Source organism: Chryseobacterium sp. sg2396 (genome assembly GCF_042610505.1).
Taxonomy (GTDB): Bacteria; Bacteroidota; Bacteroidia; order Flavobacteriales; family Weeksellaceae; genus Chryseobacterium.
In genome coordinates this window covers 1-16,988 of sequence record NZ_JBHGAQ010000018.1, presented here as the reverse complement: position 1 = coordinate 16,988, position 16,988 = coordinate 1, and the positions used below count along the sequence as shown (strand labels likewise).

At 40.5% G+C, this 16,988-nt stretch carries 18 protein-coding genes; 10 read left to right on the top strand and 8 right to left on the bottom strand.

Annotated elements, in window-relative coordinates:
- Positions 1–46 precede the first annotated feature (46 nt).
- Positions 47–1,870, bottom strand: a complete 1,824-nt coding sequence (gene yidC / locus ACED20_RS17240; RefSeq protein ID WP_294240512.1) for a membrane protein insertase YidC — start codon at positions 1,868–1,870, stop codon at positions 47–49.
- A gap of 284 nt (positions 1,871–2,154) precedes the next feature.
- On the opposite strand from yidC, the gene ACED20_RS17235 reads away from it, so the two are divergent.
- On the top strand, positions 2,155–3,159 hold the full coding sequence (locus tag ACED20_RS17235; protein ID WP_294240514.1) for a dienelactone hydrolase family protein: 1,005 nt from the start codon (positions 2,155–2,157) through the stop codon (positions 3,157–3,159).
- A 58-nt stretch (positions 3,160–3,217) separates the two neighbouring features.
- Here the strand turns inward: ACED20_RS17235 and ACED20_RS17230 are convergent, their stop codons facing one another.
- The 4 genes from ACED20_RS17230 to ACED20_RS17215 all read right to left on the bottom strand — a co-directional run bounded on the left by ACED20_RS17230 (position 3,218) and on the right by ACED20_RS17215 (position 6,481).
- Complete coding sequence (locus tag ACED20_RS17230; protein ID WP_294240517.1) at positions 3,218–4,825, bottom strand: CTP synthase; 1,608 nt, start codon at positions 4,823–4,825, stop codon at positions 3,218–3,220.
- Positions 4,826–4,939: 114 nt separating this feature from the next.
- Entirely contained in the window at positions 4,940–5,326 is a 387-nt protein-coding gene (locus ACED20_RS17225; RefSeq protein ID WP_294240520.1) for a hypothetical protein, read from the bottom strand.
- A 78-nt stretch (positions 5,327–5,404) separates the two neighbouring features.
- A complete protein-coding gene (locus ACED20_RS17220) occupies positions 5,405–5,974 on the bottom strand; it encodes a YceI family protein (protein WP_294240522.1) in 570 nt (189 codons plus the stop codon).
- 357 nt (positions 5,975–6,331) lie between these two features.
- The gene (locus ACED20_RS17215; protein WP_294240525.1) at positions 6,332–6,481 is read right to left on the bottom strand and encodes a hypothetical protein; all 150 of its coding nucleotides are present in this window, start codon (positions 6,479–6,481) and stop codon (positions 6,332–6,334) included.
- Positions 6,482–6,550: 69 nt separating this feature from the next.
- Between ACED20_RS17215 and radA the strand changes: the two genes are divergently transcribed.
- Genes radA through ACED20_RS17200 form a run of 3 tightly spaced genes read left to right on the top strand, consistent with a single transcriptional unit; the run spans position 6,551 to position 9,147 of the window.
- Entirely contained in the window at positions 6,551–7,903 is a 1,353-nt protein-coding gene (gene radA, locus ACED20_RS17210) for a DNA repair protein RadA (protein WP_294232194.1), read from the top strand.
- 56 nt (positions 7,904–7,959) lie between these two features.
- The gene (locus ACED20_RS17205; RefSeq protein ID WP_294240527.1) at positions 7,960–8,499 is read left to right on the top strand and encodes a transposase; all 540 of its coding nucleotides are present in this window, start codon (positions 7,960–7,962) and stop codon (positions 8,497–8,499) included.
- A gap of 51 nt (positions 8,500–8,550) precedes the next feature.
- Positions 8,551–9,147, top strand: coding sequence for an ACP phosphodiesterase (locus tag ACED20_RS17200; protein WP_294240529.1), 597 nt, complete (start codon positions 8,551–8,553; stop codon positions 9,145–9,147).
- Here ACED20_RS17200 and ACED20_RS17195 read toward each other — a convergent pair.
- The 3 genes from ACED20_RS17195 to ACED20_RS17185 all read right to left on the bottom strand — a co-directional run bounded on the left by ACED20_RS17195 (position 9,144) and on the right by ACED20_RS17185 (position 10,487).
- A complete protein-coding gene (locus ACED20_RS17195; protein ID WP_294302352.1) occupies positions 9,144–9,644 on the bottom strand; it encodes a DUF6702 family protein in 501 nt (166 codons plus the stop codon). The two genes, ACED20_RS17200 and ACED20_RS17195, sit on opposite strands and share 4 nt — an antisense overlap.
- A 274-nt stretch (positions 9,645–9,918) precedes the next feature.
- Positions 9,919–10,158, bottom strand: coding sequence for a hypothetical protein (locus ACED20_RS17190; protein ID WP_294240753.1), 240 nt, complete (start codon positions 10,156–10,158; stop codon positions 9,919–9,921).
- Positions 10,159–10,250: 92 nt separating this feature from the next.
- Entirely contained in the window at positions 10,251–10,487 is a 237-nt protein-coding gene (locus ACED20_RS17185; RefSeq protein WP_378105963.1) for a hypothetical protein, read from the bottom strand.
- Between the two features lie 67 nt (positions 10,488–10,554).
- On the opposite strand from ACED20_RS17185, the gene ACED20_RS17180 reads away from it, so the two are divergent.
- From ACED20_RS17180 to groL, 6 genes are all read left to right on the top strand, one after another.
- Positions 10,555–11,133 (top strand): HupE/UreJ family protein, encoded by a 579-nt coding sequence (locus ACED20_RS17180; protein ID WP_294240755.1) that lies wholly within the window; start codon positions 10,555–10,557, stop codon positions 11,131–11,133.
- Positions 11,134–11,201: 68 nt separating this feature from the next.
- On the top strand, positions 11,202–13,589 hold the full coding sequence (locus tag ACED20_RS17175) for a M1 family metallopeptidase (RefSeq protein WP_345766526.1): 2,388 nt from the start codon (positions 11,202–11,204) through the stop codon (positions 13,587–13,589).
- 83 nt (positions 13,590–13,672) lie between these two features.
- Complete coding sequence (locus ACED20_RS17170) at positions 13,673–14,536, top strand: hypothetical protein (protein ID WP_378105960.1); 864 nt, start codon at positions 13,673–13,675, stop codon at positions 14,534–14,536.
- Between the two features lie 150 nt (positions 14,537–14,686).
- Entirely contained in the window at positions 14,687–14,965 is a 279-nt protein-coding gene (gene groES, locus ACED20_RS17165) for a co-chaperone GroES (RefSeq protein WP_066755045.1), read from the top strand.
- 47 nt (positions 14,966–15,012) lie between these two features.
- Complete coding sequence (locus ACED20_RS17160) at positions 15,013–15,369, top strand: four helix bundle protein (RefSeq protein ID WP_294232209.1); 357 nt, start codon at positions 15,013–15,015, stop codon at positions 15,367–15,369.
- A gap of 74 nt (positions 15,370–15,443) precedes the next feature.
- Positions 15,444–16,988 (top strand): chaperonin GroEL (gene groL, locus ACED20_RS17155; RefSeq protein ID WP_378105956.1); only part of this gene is annotated, 1,545 nt, incomplete at its 3' end.

Sequence of the window (16,988 nt, the reverse complement as noted above, 5' to 3'; positions counted from 1 at the left end):
CCTCAATTGTGAGACGGATTTTTTGTTATTAATGAAAAAAAATAATTTATTTCTTTTTATTTTTCTGTTGCTCCTGATAGGTTTGCTGTTGCTGAGCTTTTTCCATCATTTCCCGCATTTTTTTCTGGAACTTGCCCTCAGTCTTCGGCTTTTCTTTGTTTGCCTGAATCTGTGCATGGATTTTCTTTTCGTCGAGAATCACATATTTAATCACAAGAATGATCAGAATGTTGATCGCATTCGACACGAAATAGTACCATGAAAGACCGGAAGCTGAAGTATTTAAGAAGAATAAGAACGTCACCGGGAAAATATACATCAATACTTTCATATTTGGCATCCCCTCCTGTTGCGGCTGCTGCATGTTTCCGGAGGTCATAATTGTATAGATCAAAATCACTACTGTACACGCCAAAGCGAAAACACTTAAATGATCGCCAAGGAACGGAATTTTGAAAGGTAATTTGATAAGATCATCATAAGCCGTTAAATCCTTGGCAAACCAGAACCCTTTTCCTCTTAAATCAATAAAGTTCGGGAAGAAACGGAATAAGGCATAGAAGATCGGAATCTGTACCAACGCCGGCAGACATCCCGCCATTTGGTTCACGCCTGCTTTTCGGTACACTTCCATTGTTGCCTGCTGCTTCTTCATAGGGTCGGCATCTTTGAATTTGGCATTCACCTCATCAATTTCCGGACGGATAACCCTCATCATCGCACTCAGTTTATGCTGTTTGTACATAATTGGCGACAAAATCAATTTAACTAAAATCGTTAGTACGAAAATGGCCCAGCCCGCTGTTAATCCCCAAGAGGCAATGAAGTTATAAATAGGAATAAAGAATCCTCTGTTCATCCAGCCGATAAATGCCCAGCCCAGCGGAAGAATCTCGTCAAAGTTTTTATCGTAAGATTTTAACAAAGGTAAATCCAACGGCATAAAGTACCAGGTAAAATCCTGATTCAGTTCGCTGCCGGTCATCTGAACAAAACCTTCATAGTTTAATTTTTTCAGGTACTCACCTTCTTCTATGGCTTCCTGGTTTCCTTTGCTTTGGGTAAATCCGGTTTTGGATTCGATCACCGATGCAAAGAATTGTTGCTTAACGCCAATCCAGTTAAGAGTTTCCTTTTCTTCATCCATCGTCGTTCTTCCGTCATAGTCATAATCTTTATAATTATTAAATGCATAGGAGAACTCGGAGTGGGACTGTTCCTGTGCCCTACCCTTTTCAAGATTTCTGACACTATAGTCCCAGATGAAATCCGCTTTATTATCAGCGGTAATTTTTGAAAGCCCCTGTGTTCTTACTTTAAAATCTAAAGCATACTGGTCTTTCAGTTCCGCTTTCGGATTGTTATTCAGGGTATAGACAAACTGAATGGTTGCGCCGTTATAATTGGCGGTTAAAGTAGCCACATTTCCATTTATAACCGGAGCAAAAACCAAATCTTTTGTATTGATGGTTTTTCCGGTCTTGTCTTTAAACTGAAATCCGTAATTCGAATTATTTTTCGTGATCAGATACAGCGGAATATCTGCCTGATCTGTTTTGTGATCGTAGGCTTTATATTTTACCAGTTCCACTTTAGAGACCTGTCCTCCCAGGCTATTGAACTCAAGTTTCAGTACATTGTTCGCCAAAGTGGCAGTCTGAATGGAATTCGGCGTTACATTAGGATTGATATTGTTTGCCTGAGTGGGTTTTACGGCATTCTTCACCTGCTCGGTTTTCTGTTGCTCAGCTTTGATCTGATCCTCTTTCGACTGTTTGTTCTGGAAATAAAACATGAATCCGAATAGAACCAAACATAAAACCGCAAAACTGATAATCTGACTTTTATCGAGTCCGTTGTTCTGTTGCATTTTATCTTTAATTAAATTTTATCTTTTTCTGTACATCATTTCATGTACCTGATTTAAGTCGACAAAAATACTGTTTTTTTATCAAAACTCTATACTCCACTCTATCACAATATAATAAACTCAGGATGAAAATAATTAGTAGAGGTGTATGATGAGACGCATGAGATTTAAATTTACTTCTTCAGATAAACCATGAAAAGCATAAAATTCAACAAATCCTTTTATTAAAAAGATTAATTTAGCAGGATTGACATGATGAAATCAGAGACTTATACAGAAATACAATGAAAACAGATATTTATAAATTTTTTATTCTTTTATATATTTCATTTCTTATCCCTATCCATGGACAGCAATTGGTTAAAAAATATTCCATTGATTCCTTAACTCTCTTCCATAAAAGAATTCCGGTAAAACATGATTCGGTTAACTATTTGGAAATAACGAAAGATCCTGAGTCCAGCAGAAAAAAAGATCTGATCTTCTTTTTGCAGGGTTCTGATCCATCCCCTTTAATTTCAGAAGATGATAACGGTAAGTTTCTTTTATTACCATTCGATATTAAACAATTATCCCGGGAAAATATTTTTGTCGTTATTTCAAAACCGAAAATTTCCGTTTATCAACATTTTAAAGATTTAGACGATAACTTTAAGGTTGATGATCCGAAAATTTTAACGTCATATTTCAAGTATAATACATTGAAATATTTATCCGATGAAGTAAATCTGCTAACAAAAATTTATGCAAAAGACAAAAGAATCAGAAATATTTACGTGATCGGACATTCACAGGGAGGACGCGTCGCGTTACATATACGCCATAAAAAGATTAGGAAAATTGCCGTTTTATCAGTGAATCTTTTTGGCAGATATGAGGAAAGTATCAATAGGATGCGATATGAAGAAATCTCAGGACAAGACAGTACTTTAGACAAGAAAATAGAACAGGAGTATCTCTCCTATCATCAGCTTATACGCAGAACCCGATTTGGCGATACATTAGATGCTCTGTCATTGCGATCGTACAAAACCTTTACAATCCCCGGAAGTTTTACTGAATTGGAAAAGATAAAAATACCGGTTCTGATAGCCTATGGCAGCAACGATATCGGTGTTGCATTCAGCAATGATATAATCAGATTCAGATTGGCGGGTAAAGAAAATTTCAGTTTTCAAGTCTATCCTCTTATGAGTCATAATTTCGAAAGGCATACTCAAGCAAATAATGAAAATGAAAACCATTGGCAACAGGTATTTGAAGAAACCATTGCATGGCTCAAAAAATAAACTCAGGCTGATTATTCTCAGCCTGAGTTTTATATGACGTTTTTACTTTTTGTTTACTTTATTTCTGGGCACATGCTTTTATAAAAGCAATAAACAAAGGATGTGGTGTATAAACCGTACTCTTATATTCCGGGTGGTACTGCACTCCTACATAGAACGGATGATCCGGCATCTCCAGAGCTTCTACCAATCCCGTTTCAGGGTTTGTTCCGGTAGCCAGGAAGCCGTTTTTCTCAAATTCTCCGATATATTCGCTGTTGAACTCGTACCGGTGACGGTGTCTTTCCGTAATATTTTTAGCTCCATAGATATCATTTAATCTGGAACCGTTTTTCAGAGAACATTTCCATGCTCCCAAACGCATTGTTCCGCCTTTATCCACTACATTTTTCTGTTCTTCCATCAATGAAATTACAGGATGCTCTGTTGAAGTATCGAATTCCATGGAATTGGCCTTGGAATAGCCCAAAACATTCCTTGCAAATTCTACCGTCATGATCTGCATTCCCAGACAGATCCCCAGCATAGGAACCTTATTTTCCCGGGCATACTGAGCCGTCAGCACTTTTCCTTCAATCCCTCTGTCCCCGAATCCTGGTGCCACCAAGATGCCGTTTACACCGGCTAAAGTTTCCGTTATATTTTCTTTCGTAAGATCTCCGCTGTATACCCATCTGATCTTCACTTCAGTTTCCTGATCCGCACCGGCATGTTTAAAAGCTTCGGCAATTGAGATATAGGAATCCTGTAGAGAAATATATTTTCCCACCAAAGCGATCTCCACCGATTTTTTAGGATTCTGGAATTTCTTCAGGAACGTTTTCCATTCTTTAAGGTCTGCATCCTTGTCACTTTTCAGATCAAGTTCTTTAAGGACCACATCATCAAAGTTCTGCTTCTGAAGATACATCGGAACTTCGTAGATGGTCTCCAGATCTTTACATTCGATAACATTGTCTAACGGAACATTACAGAACTGCGCCAGTTTTGCCCTCTGGTCTTTAGGGATTTTATGTTCGGTACGGCAAACCAAAACATCAGCCATGATTCCGCTTTCCATCAGCTGACGAACGGAATGCTGGGAAGGTTTTGTCTTTAATTCTCCACTTGAAGCCAGGTAGGGCAACAAAGTAAGGTGAATAACCATTGAATTCTTCTCACCCAGTTCCCATTTCAGCTGACGAACGGTTTCGATATAAGGCAGAGATTCAATATCGCCCACAGTTCCCCCGATCTCCGTAATGATGATATCGTAGTTCTGTTTGGATAAAATTTTAATCCTTCTTTTGATTTCGTTCGTGATATGAGGAATTACCTGAACCGTTTTCCCCAAAAAATCTCCTTTTCTCTCCTTTTCAATTACCGTCTGGTAGATTTTCCCTGTGGTAACGTTATTGTTTTGGGAAGTCGGCGCATCCAGGTAGCGCTCGTAATGACCTAAATCCAGATCCGTCTCCGCACCATCTTCGGTTACATAGCACTCTCCATGTTCATACGGATTCAAGGTTCCCGGATCGATGTTGATGTAAGGATCAAGCTTTTGGATGGTTACGTTGAAGCCACGTGATTTTAGTAGAAGGCCCAGAGAAGCAGAAACGATTCCCTTTCCCAAAGATGAAGTCACACCTCCTGTCACAAAGATGTACTTAGTATTCTTTTTACTCATTAGATTAGGTTTGTGCAAAGTTATGGGAAAAAGAAATACAAAGCAATTTTGTTACGGATTAATCTCAGTCTGAATTTGGATCACCTTCAAATCAAATGAATTCACCAGAGAAAATTATTTCTTTTTAATACTGAAAGAACCTGAAGAGGGCGACCCTGAAGCGTTTCCATGCCACTGTCCCGAAGAGTTCTTTTCTTTCAGCAAAATTCCTGAAAAGAGAAAGTTGTTTTTTGTATTAAAATCAAATTTACCATTCTGGTTGACATAGCCGCCGAAAGTTTCGGAATTATTATTAGGGGAAAACATCAGCGCTCCTTCAATCATGCCTTTTTTAGAAACCGTAAAATTAATGGCTCCTGAAAAATCTCCGGTGAAACTTCCGGTCCATTCCCCCGCGAATCCCGAATTTGTTTGGCTCCGGCTTTCTTCATCAGAAATACAGGAACTCAACAAAAATGCAACGCTACTCAGAATAAGAAACCTGAGAATATGTTTTTTCACGCAGTAAACTTTCAGCAAAAATAATCAAAAAAAGGCTTCTGATATTAGAAACCTTTTTACACACACAATATTATAAAACTATTGCTTAATCAATTCAAAATATAAGTTAACATCAACGTCTTTTGCCACACCGGCTCCCGTTGGGTCGTATTTAATATTATAATCCAAACGGTTTACTTTAAATGATGTCTGGAATCCCATCACTTCCCTTCCCTGTTGGTTTTTGGTAACCCCTCCGAAAGTTACCGGAACGCTAATTTCCTTCGTTACATCTTTAATCGTGAGTTTTCCTTTCAGCAGATAGGTATTGTTTTTATCTTTCGTAATGGAACCGGATTCAAAAGTCATTCTCGGAAATTTTTCAGCATCGAAAAAATCCGCACTTTTCAGATGCTTATCCCTCATTTCAACACCGGTATTGATGGTGCCTACCTCAACAAAAAAAGAAAATTCAGCATTGTTCAGGTTATCGGCCGCTGCTACGACTTTTCCGTCAAACTTGTCAAATCTCCCCTGCACGAAACTGATCCCCATGTGTTTGATGTTAAAATTTACGGAGGAATGCATCGGATCCACTTTCCATGCCGTCTGTGCAAAAATTGCCACACTGAACAGTGCCAATACAAAGGTTAAGAATACTTTTTTCATAATATTTCAGATTAAATTTTAATACAAATATAAACCAGTTCCTATAACGTAAAATTGATGTATGTTAGTTTCTGATATAACGAGATTATTTCGGTTATTTTCCCCGGCTTGAATGATACGCCTCATTGTTAGGATTCATTTGATTAGCATGATTATCCAATTCAGCCTGAGAATATCCGCTATTTCCACCATTGTCATTCTGCCTGTCATAAGGCCTTTCACTATATCCTCTGCTCTGCCAGTAAGAATCATTATTACGATTTATCTGGTTAGATCTGTTATTTGTATTAGATCTGGAATATTCTGATGATTCATCATCGCCGTTAGATTTATTGTGATAAATATCTGGCACACCGACTACCTTTTTTTATTATCATCTTTAAATCCTGTTTTCGAATCCGTCAATTTATCGAATAATATTTTTGCACGCCCATCTTTTATAGGAGAAATAATAAAATGTCCGACAAATATACCGAAGAAAAAAATTGTAGTTTTTGAAATTTTCATGGTTAATTTTTAGACAAATTTAAAAATTTATAGCATTGACACTTAAAAAATATTTCAGAACTTCGCAGGATGGCAAAATTAAAAACAGCATATTTCTGTCAGAATTGCGGCGCCCAGTATTCCCAATGGATGGGACAATGTAAAAGCTGCGGGCAGTGGAATACTTTGGTGGAAGAAATCGTGGAAAAACCTTCTTCCCACAAAACCCCGCCCTTTTCAAAATCGAAACAGAACGTTATCAATATCATTGAGGTTGAAACCAGTGAGGAACCGAGGATCAAGACGCCTTCCGAAGAACTGAACCGGGTGCTAGGTGGCGGAATCGTTTTAGGTTCTGTTACCCTGATCGGCGGAGAACCCGGAATCGGAAAATCTACCCTGTTGCTTCAGCTGGCCCTGAAAATGAAAAAGAAAATCTTCTACGTCTCAGGGGAAGAAAGTGCGTCCCAGATCAAAATGAGAGCCGACAGATTAACGGATATCCAAAATCCAAACTGCTTCCTTTTTACAGAAACCAATCTTGAAAAAATCCTTCATGAAGCCCAAAAACTGGAGCCGGATTTCATGATTATTGACTCTATTCAAACCTTACAATCACAGCTTATCGAAAGCTCGCCGGGAACCGTTTCCCAGATCAGGGAATGCTCCAACGAAATTATTAAATATGCCAAGGAAAACAATGTTCCCGTGTTTTTAGTCGGACACATCACCAAAGACGGCCAGATCGCCGGACCGAAAGTTCTGGAACACATGGTGGATGTCGTATTGAATTTCGACGGCGACCGGAATCACCTTTTCAGATTATTGAGGGCCAATAAAAACCGTTTCGGGTCTACTTCCGAAATCGGAATTTATGAAATGGTTTCCCAGGGATTAAAGGAAATTAAAAACCCTTCCGAAATTCTCATCACCAAAAAATTTGAGGAACTTTCCGGAAATTCAGTTGCCGTAACCCTAGAGGGAAACCGACCGATGCTTCTGGAAATCCAGGCCTTGGTAAGTACTGCCGTATACGGAACCCCGCAAAGAAGTTCTACCGGTTTTGATGCCAAAAGGCTCAATATGCTTCTCGCTGTCCTAGAAAAAAGAGCAGGCTTCCAACTGGGTGCCAAAGATGTCTTCCTGAACATCACCGGAGGAATCAAAACCGATGATCCCGCACTGGATTTGGCCGTCGTGGCTTCCATCCTTTCCTCTAATGATGATGTTGCCATCTCCGAACATTACTGTTTTGCGGGAGAAATCGGCCTCAGCGGAGAAATCCGCCCGATTGCCCAAGCCGAACAACGAATTACCGAAGCAGAAAAGTTAGGCTACGAGAAAATTTTTATTTCCAATCTGAATAAGCTTCCGAAGAAAAAATTCGGGATCAAGATCGAAGAAGTAAGCAAGATCGAAGATTTCCACGAACGCCTCTTCTAGGTTGTTAGGGCTTTAAGCTCTAAAAACCTTTGCCAACCGTTAAAAAAAACACACTTATGAAAAAAAATGTTTACCCTTTAGAGGCAGAATGCTTCTACCATGTTTTCAACAGAGGAATCAACGGACAAAGGTTGTTCTTCACCGATCAGAATTACCATTATTTCCTTTCCCTGATGCGCCGTAAAATTGCACCCATCGCATCAGTGTATGCCTATTGTCTTCTACGGAACCACTTCCATTTTCTGATTCGGATAAAACCGGAACAAGAAATACGGCAGGCCTTTCCGGAAAAAAGCAAAACCGAGGTTTCCAAAATCATCAGCCAGCAGTTTTCAAATACCTTCAACAGCTACACCCAAGCCATCAACAAACATTTCGGAAGAACGGGAAAATTGTTTGAATTACCATTCAGGAGAAAGTTAATTACGTCTGAAGACCAGTTAGTCAATACAATCCGGTATATCCATAACAATCCGCTTAAACACGCGATTACGCAAAATGTTGAAGGATACCGGTATTCGTCGTTGTTTAAAATCTGCAATGGGATTGATGATCTGATGCTGGCAGTAGAAGAGATCCTAGCGCTGCTAAGATAACGATGTTAGAGCTTGGAGCTCTAACATCGTTATTTTTCTTATTTTTACCTAATGAATTACCTTGCGCATTCTTTCCTTACCTTTACCGACGGGCAGATTGTCGGTCAGTTTCTGGAGGATTTCATCCGGAACAGGGACCGGTTTTCTTTCCCGAAAGACATCCGGGACGGAATCACGATGCACCGGGCGATTGATACGTTTACGGATGCCCATCCGGCCATTCATGAAGCAAAAAAGGTGTTTGCGCCTCTGGTAAGGTTGTATGCAGGGGCTTTTGTGGATGTTTCGATGGATTATTTTGTAGCCAATGATATGAAATTACATTCCTTGCAGGGCTGGAAAAACCATTCTTTAAAAGTATATCGGGTCCTGAATCAACACCAGGAGTACCTGCCCGAAAATTTCAGGAGAATGCTGGAAAAGATGGAGGAAGGCGACTGGCTGTACAACTACCGTTACGAGAAAAACATCGGCTACAGTATGCGGAATGTTCTTAATAAAGCTAAATATTTAAATGCGGATATTCCCGTTCATGAAGTTTTTCTGAAAAATAAGAATTTCCTTCAGGAATGTTATGACGATTTTTTTCCCAATCTCATGGAGCATGCCAAAGGCATCCATGCCTTGCTACAAATGGAAACTGATTAAAACTGCTGAAAAAGATAGCGGTTTGGGTAGGTCAGCTTTTCACTTTTCCGTTCACCGTTCACGATGATATGAACGATATTAATCTGATCGTCAAATAAATTATACAGGAAACTCACAGCGGCTTCTACTTTTTTGGGCGCTTCGATCTTTTCCGATTCAAGATAGATGTTGACGGACTCATGGTCTTCCTCGTAACCTACATAATTTACGTTCAGGAATTTGTTGTTGGCTTTCAGCTTGAAATATTCGGCGGCGTAGTTTTTCAGGGATTCGTTGAGCTGGGCTTTGAATTTCGGATCGTTGAAATGCAGGGATTTTCCGTATTTGGTATTCAAGCCATTTTCCAGGTCATCCAGAAAAAAACGTCCGGTAACTTCAAAGGTTTTGGACTTCTGATTGTAATTGATTTCCACCGAGCCTACATGATAAGGATGCTTCGCTCCGGTAAAAGAGAAAAATACCAACAAGACCGAAAAAAAGAAAAGGAGTTTTTTCATGACAACAAATCTAGGAGTTTTTGCGGATCCTGCCGCATATCAAAGAAGAGAAGGACTTTGATCAGATCCTCATTTTCTTTCCTGAAGAACATCCGCACGTGTTTTTTACCTATTAAAACACTTTTGGTTTTACAGGATGAATTTTCAAATTGCAGATATTTTCCGTTTTCCAGATCATCGGTAATTTTTTTAACATCATTCAAAAAAACTGTAATTTCTCGTCTGGTCCACACTTTATTGAGAAACTCAATATTTTCTAATAATGTTTGTCTGGCTATTTCTGAGAATTCAACCTGCATATTTCTTCATCGATAAACGTAAAGAACTCTTTTTTAGAGATCATATCTTCATCTTTAAGAGATTCCCCGTAGGCTTCAATTTTGTCAAAAACATGTGCAGGCAGACCTTCTATGGTTTCGTAATCGCTTTTCACAATTCTTACGCCTTCCAGTCTTTCCAGAAGTTCTTTAATAAATGAATAGTGTTCTTTATCTATTTCTATGGTTAAATTCATCACTTCAATCTTAAAAAAATTAAACAAATTATACGATGTTAGTTCAGATATTACAGTAATAAAAACACAGTACTTTTAAATTGACATTTACTTTATTCGCATACTTTTTTTCTGGCGTTTGCAAAAAACTCTTCTTCAGAAATCATATCTTTTTCTTCAAGACGATCAGCATATTCAGACAGCTTTTCGATAAACCATTTTGGGGTACCGTCTTCATACAATTCATCATCTTGCGCTACAGAAACCGACTTAATGCCTTTTATATTTTCCAGAAGTTTCTTTATAAATACGAAATCTGCCGTATTTTCCAATTCTATATTGACCATCATACCGTTTAATTTTACACAAAGTTAAAATAAATTTTGTATCATCGCAGTTCGATAAATGATTTAGAATATGCAGGATTTTTTATTTTACCTCAATCTGGGCTGGGAACACATTATTTCACTCGACGCGCTTGACCATCAGCTTTTTGTACTGGCTTTGATCGCCGTTTATTCCTTTAACGACTTAAAAAAGATCTTGATTCTGATCACGGCTTTTACCATCGGCCATTCGATTACCTTGGCTTTAAGCACCTTTGATATCGTAAGGATCAATTCAGCATGGGTGGAATTCCTGATTCCGCTGACCATCGTTTTAACTTCACTGGATAATATCCTGATGAAGAACAAGAAGCAGACGCTGATGAAAGCCAATTATTATTTAGCCCTGGTTTTCGGCCTCATCCATGGTATGGGATTTGCCAACACAGCCAGGGTAATGATTTCCAAAAGCCAGAGCTTGGCCGTTCCGTTATTAGGCTTCAATATCGGACTGGAACTCGGGCAGATTGCCATTGTTTTCGGAATATTGATCGTGTTATTTATTTTGCTTAAAATATTCAAGGTAAACCAAAAAGACTGGGTACTGTTTGTCTCTTCGGGAGTCTTTGCCCTATCCCTGAAAATGACATTGGAAAGAATTCCGTTCTAACGCTGAAACATTTCCGGTTTTTCAGCTACTTATCATTATATTTGAAAATCCTTAAACAAATTTCGGTTATGAAACTAAAAGTTGCCATACTTTCCCTTTCTGTATTTGCATATACAGGTTTCACCGCACAGAATATCCAGAACAATCCGGGCAGCAACCACGGAAACCGGTTCGAACAGCTGGGAACCATTCTTCCTACACCCAATATCTACAGAACAGCCTCCGGGGCACCGGGCCACGGCTACTGGCAGAACAGGGCAGATTATACCATCAATGCTTACCTTGACGAAGACAAAAGGAACCTGAAGGGCTCGGAAACCATTACCTATTACAACAATTCGCCGGACGACCTGGATTACATCTGGCTCCAACTGGATGAAAACCAACAGTCGACAGTGAAAAAGGCGGATTTTCCTTCCTCCTCTACCCTTCCTAAGGCTTCCAATGACCAGCAGCTCCGCCCGACGGAAGTTCCTGCTGCCGACAACGGCTATGGAGTAAACCTTGAAAAAGTAACCGACGCTTCCGGGACACCGCTGAAATACACGGTGAACAAAACCATGATGCGGATCGACCTTCCAAAGGTTTTGAAAAAAGGAGAAAAGCTGGTCTTCAAAGTCGACTGGAACTACAACATCCCGAACCGGATCAAAATGGGCGGCCGCGGCGGTTATGAAAACTTTGCCGAAGACGGGAACGACCTCTACACCATGACCCAATGGTACCCGAGAATGTGCGTCTACAGCGATTTCCACGGATGGCAGAATCACCAGTTCACCGGACGTGGCGAATTTGCCCTGGTTTTCGGGAACTTTAAAGTAAACATGAACGTTCCGGCAGATCATGTAGTCGGCGGAACGGGAGAATGTAAAAACTACGACCAGGTTTTAACGTCTGAACAATTAGCACGCTATAACAAATCTAAAACATCAGGGGAACCGGTGGAAATCGTAACCCTGGATGAAGCGAAAAAAGCGGAGAAAAACCATTCCAAGCAGAGAAAAACCTGGAGCTTTGAAGCCAATGACGTAAGGGATTTTGCCTGGACGTCTTCCAGGAAATTCGTTTGGGACGGAATGGGTGTTACCATTCCTGAAAACAACAACAAGGTGATGGCGATGAGCTTTTATCCGAAAGAAGCCTATAATTTATACCGTAAATATTCAACCAAAGCGGTAGCGCATACCATCAAGACCTATTCTGAATTCACGATTCCATATCCTTACCCGGTAGCCCAGTCGGTGGAAGCGGCCAATGGAATGGAATATCCAATGATCTGCTTCAACTATGGAAGGACGGAGAAAGACGGAACCTATTCCGAAGGGATCAAGAACGGGATGCTCGGCGTGGTGATCCACGAGGTAGGGCACAATTTCTTCCCGATGATTATTAACTCCGACGAAAGACAATGGAGCTGGATGGACGAAGGGCTGAACACGTTTGTGGAATACCTTACCGAAGAACGGTGGGACAATAAATTCCCTTCCAAAAGAGGCCCGGCCTGGACCATCACCGATTATATGAAGTTACCGAAAGACCAGCTGGAACCGATCATGTCCAACTCGGAAAACATCATCCAGTTCGGTCCGAATGCCTATTCCAAACCGGCAACGGGGCTGAACATCCTCCGTGAAACCATCATGGGAAGAGAGCTTTTCGACAAAGCCTTTAAAACCTATGCTAAAAGATGGGCTTTCAGGCATCCTGAGCCGGCGGATTTCTTCAGGACGATGGAAGACGCAAGCGGTGAAGACCTCGATTGGTTCTGGAGAGGATGGTTCTACGGAACAGATCCTGTGGATATCGCCATCGATAAAGTCACCATTGCCACACCGGATCTTGACACGGCACCAAGGGAAGCCAAGGAAACCAAATATAAAGTAGACAAACCTGCCCAGAATGATTTCGAGGACATTTCAAAAATCAGGAATAGAGAAGACAAAAACATCACCTTCTACGTCGATAAGGATAAAGAAGCCCAGGATTTCTACTACCGATACGACAGAGGCCAGGAAAAAGTGGACAATACGAAAGAATACGTTTTTAAATCCGAAGGAACGGAACCTTTAACGCAAAAGGAAAAAGACAAGTTTAAAAACATGACCGCTTACCAGATCGATTTCACCAATAAAGGTGGACTGGTCATGCCGATTATTCTTGAATTTACCTTTGAAGACGGAACGAAACTGAAAGATAAATCTTCCGCCCAGATCTGGAGGCTGAATGAGCAGAAAGTTTCCAAGACGTATTATTTCGATAAGAAATTAAAATCCATCCAGCTGGATCCGATGCGGGAAACAGCCGACATCGATACTTCGAACAATTTCTGGAACAGCGACGGCGGAAACACCCAGGTTTCCAAATTCGATCTCTTTAAGCAGAAAGAAGCCGGGGCCACCAGAGGCGCTTCCAACGGAAGAGTAAACCCGATGCAGGCAGCCGGAAAGAAAAACTAAATTTATTACGAATTATTATTAAAAAGTACTCCTCATCCGGGTACTTTTTTTAGCTTTACGCAGATTATAAAAATTTAAAACCCATGAAAAAACTTAGTGTTTTATTCTGTTTCATCTTTTCTGTCTTTGCCTTTTCCCAATCCGACATCTATTTTGGCAAAAAGAAATTGGTGAGCGCCGAAATCATTCTGGAAAACGGAACAGCTAAAAAAGGATTTCTCCAGGATTTCCAGTCCCAGAGATTTTATAATTCCGATCTGCAATCCTTTGGCGGTATTGAGAAACTATTGAAATATGAAACCAAACAATTCAAATTTAAGGAAGAGGCCGGTTCTGCTGTTCAGCCCATCAATATTGATGATGTGAAACGAATTATAGTATTGAATACGGACGGCTCTGAACGGTTGATTTACGACAAAATGAAACTCAGGACCATCAATTCCAAAAATGAAGTGGTAGACTTAGATAAAACCGTTATTTTACCTCTGGAACAGGAAGGAAAGCTGAATCTTTATGGCATTACAGTGGCGGTATACGGAAATTCGGGAATGTCCGGCTCCCCTACAAAATACCTGGCCACTTTATTTATCCCTTACCTTAAAAGCGCAAACAGCGAGTATGCTTATCTTCCATTCGACATCAACAGGATCAATATTTTTAACCTGGGAAAACTGGAAGCTAAATTTAAGAAGGCATTAGAGGAATCTACAAAAGACTGCCCCGAGTTCCAGTCGGATATCAATGAAACCATGAAGCTTTTCGAAAAGCGTTTGACCAAGGATCAGAAACAGATGTATTATGACAAGGAAGAAAAAAAGAAGCAGATCCGCAAAAACACGAAAGATAAAGCCGAAGAAGATTTCCTGCAAATGAAAATCGATGCAGAATACGGCATGGAACCCTATCTGAAACTGGTAGAGGATTACAATAAGAAATGCAACAGATAAATGACATACCCTAACCTCCGGAATCCCGGAGGTTTTTTTCTGCCAAAATTTCACTTCCTCCGAAAAAATTCTGCCATTTCAGTCACAGACGGCCGATGGCATACTATTAGGGAAATACAAGACAGAAATAATTAAAAAATTAAATATATTATGTCAGTAAACTTTAAACCATTAGCAGACAGAGTTTTGATCGAGCCGATCGCTGCAGAAACGAAAACCGCTTCAGGGATTATCATTCCGGACACCGCTAAAGAAAAACCTCAGGAAGGTACCGTGGTGGCAGTAGGTCCAGGTAAAAAAGACGAACCGACTACCGTACAGGTGGGCGACAAAGTACTTTACGGAAAATACTCCGGTTCTGAACTGAAACTGGATGGAAAAGATTATTTAATTGTAAAAGAAGGAGATCTTTTAGGGGTTATTGGCTAATAGCCGATAGCTTCTGGCTAATGGCTTTCCAGCGTTGAAAACAGCGAATGAGGGATTTTAAAAAGTTTGAGGTTTGGCAATTGAGCCATCAGTTAACTTTAAAAATTTATACTTCAACCAGGAATTTTCCCAAAGAAGAAATTTTCGGGTTGACTTCTCAGATCAGAAGATCGTTCGCTTCCATCGGATATAATATTTCTGAAGGCAGCGGCAGAAATTCTGATAAAGAGTTTGCTAATTTCATCAATATTGCGCTGGGATCGTCCAATGAAGCCGAAAACCAATTGATTCTTGCCAAAGATTTAAACTACATCAACAAAAATGATTATCAGAATCTTTTACAAGAATTAACCACATTAAAAAAGAAGCTTGTCGCCCTTTGGAACAGGCTGAACGGAAATTAAAATCAAATTATAAAATCAAAACCGCGAATCGCTGAGGCCAGAAGCCAACAGCTATTCGCCAAAAGCTTAAAACAATGGCAAAAGAAATAAAATTCGATATCGAGTCTAGAGACGCTTTAAAAAGAGGGGTTGATGCATTGGCAAATGCAGTAAAGGTAACCTTAGGTCCTAAAGGGAGAAACGTAGTGATTGAAAAATCTTTCGGTGCGCCTCACGTAACGAAGGACGGGGTTTCCGTGGCAAAAGAAATCGAACTGGAAGACCGAGTAGAAAACATGGGAGCACAGATGGTGAAGGAAGTAGCTTCCAAAACCAACGACATCGCAGGTGACGGTACCACTACCGCTACCGTTTTGGCACAGGCTATCGTAAGAGAAGGTCTTAAGAACGTAGCAGCAGGGGCTAACCCGATGGATCTTAAAAGAGGGATCGACAAAGCCGTAGCAGCAGTTGTTGAAAACCTAAAAACACAGTCTCAGGAAGTAGGCGATTCTACCGATAAAGTGAAGCAGGTAGCTTCCGTTTCTGCCAACAACGACGAAACCATCGGCGCTCTGATCGCTGAAGCTTTCGGAAAAGTAGGTAAAGAAGGGGTAATCACGGTAGAAGAAGCGAAAGGAATCGATACCACGGTAGACGTTGTAGAAGGGATGCAGTTCGACAGAGGATACCAGTCTCCGTACTTCGTAACCAACCCTGAGAAAATGGTGGCTGAGGTAGAAAACCCATACATCCTTTTGGTAGAGAAGAAAATCTCTTCAATGAAAGAATTGCTTCCGGTTCTTGAGCCGATTGCTCAGGGAGGTAAATCGCTATTAATTATCTCTGAAGAAGTAGAAGGTGAAGCGTTGGCTACTTTGGTAGTAAACAAATTGAGAGGTTCTCTTAAAATTGCTGCGGTAAAAGCACCAGGATTTGGGGATAGAAGAAAAGCAATGCTTGAAGATATCGCGATCCTGACAGGCGGAACCGTAATCTCTGAAGAGCAAGGGTTCACCATGGAAAACATTTCTCTGGATATGCTGGGAACTGCTGAGAAAGTGTCTATCGATAAAGACAACACCACCATCGTAAACGGTGGCGGCGAAGAAAGCAAGATCAAAGGAAGAGTAAACCAGATCAAAGCGCAGATGGAAACCACAACTTCCGACTACGACAGAGAAAAGCTTCAGGAAAGACTGGCTAAATTAGCCGGTGGTGTGGCCGTACTTTACGTAGGAGCTGCTTCCGAAGTAGAAATGAAAGAGAAAAAAGACAGAGTAGATGATGCCCTTCACGCAACAAGAGCTGCGGTAGAAGAAGGTATCGTAGCTGGTGGTGGTGTTGCTTTGGTAAGAGCTATTGCTGCTTTAGAAAACCTTACAGGAATCAACTCTGACGAAAGCACTGGTATCAAAATCGTAAAAAGAGCGATCGAAGAGCCATTGAGACAAATCGTTGCCAACGCAGGCGGTGAAGGTTCTGTAATCGTTGCGAAAGTAGCAGAAGGACAAGGTGACTTCGGGTACAACGCAAAAACCGACGAATACGTCAACATGCTTGAAGCAGGGATCATCGACCCTACGAAAGTAACAAGAGTTGCTCTTGAAAATGCAGCTTCCGTATCCGGAATGTTATTA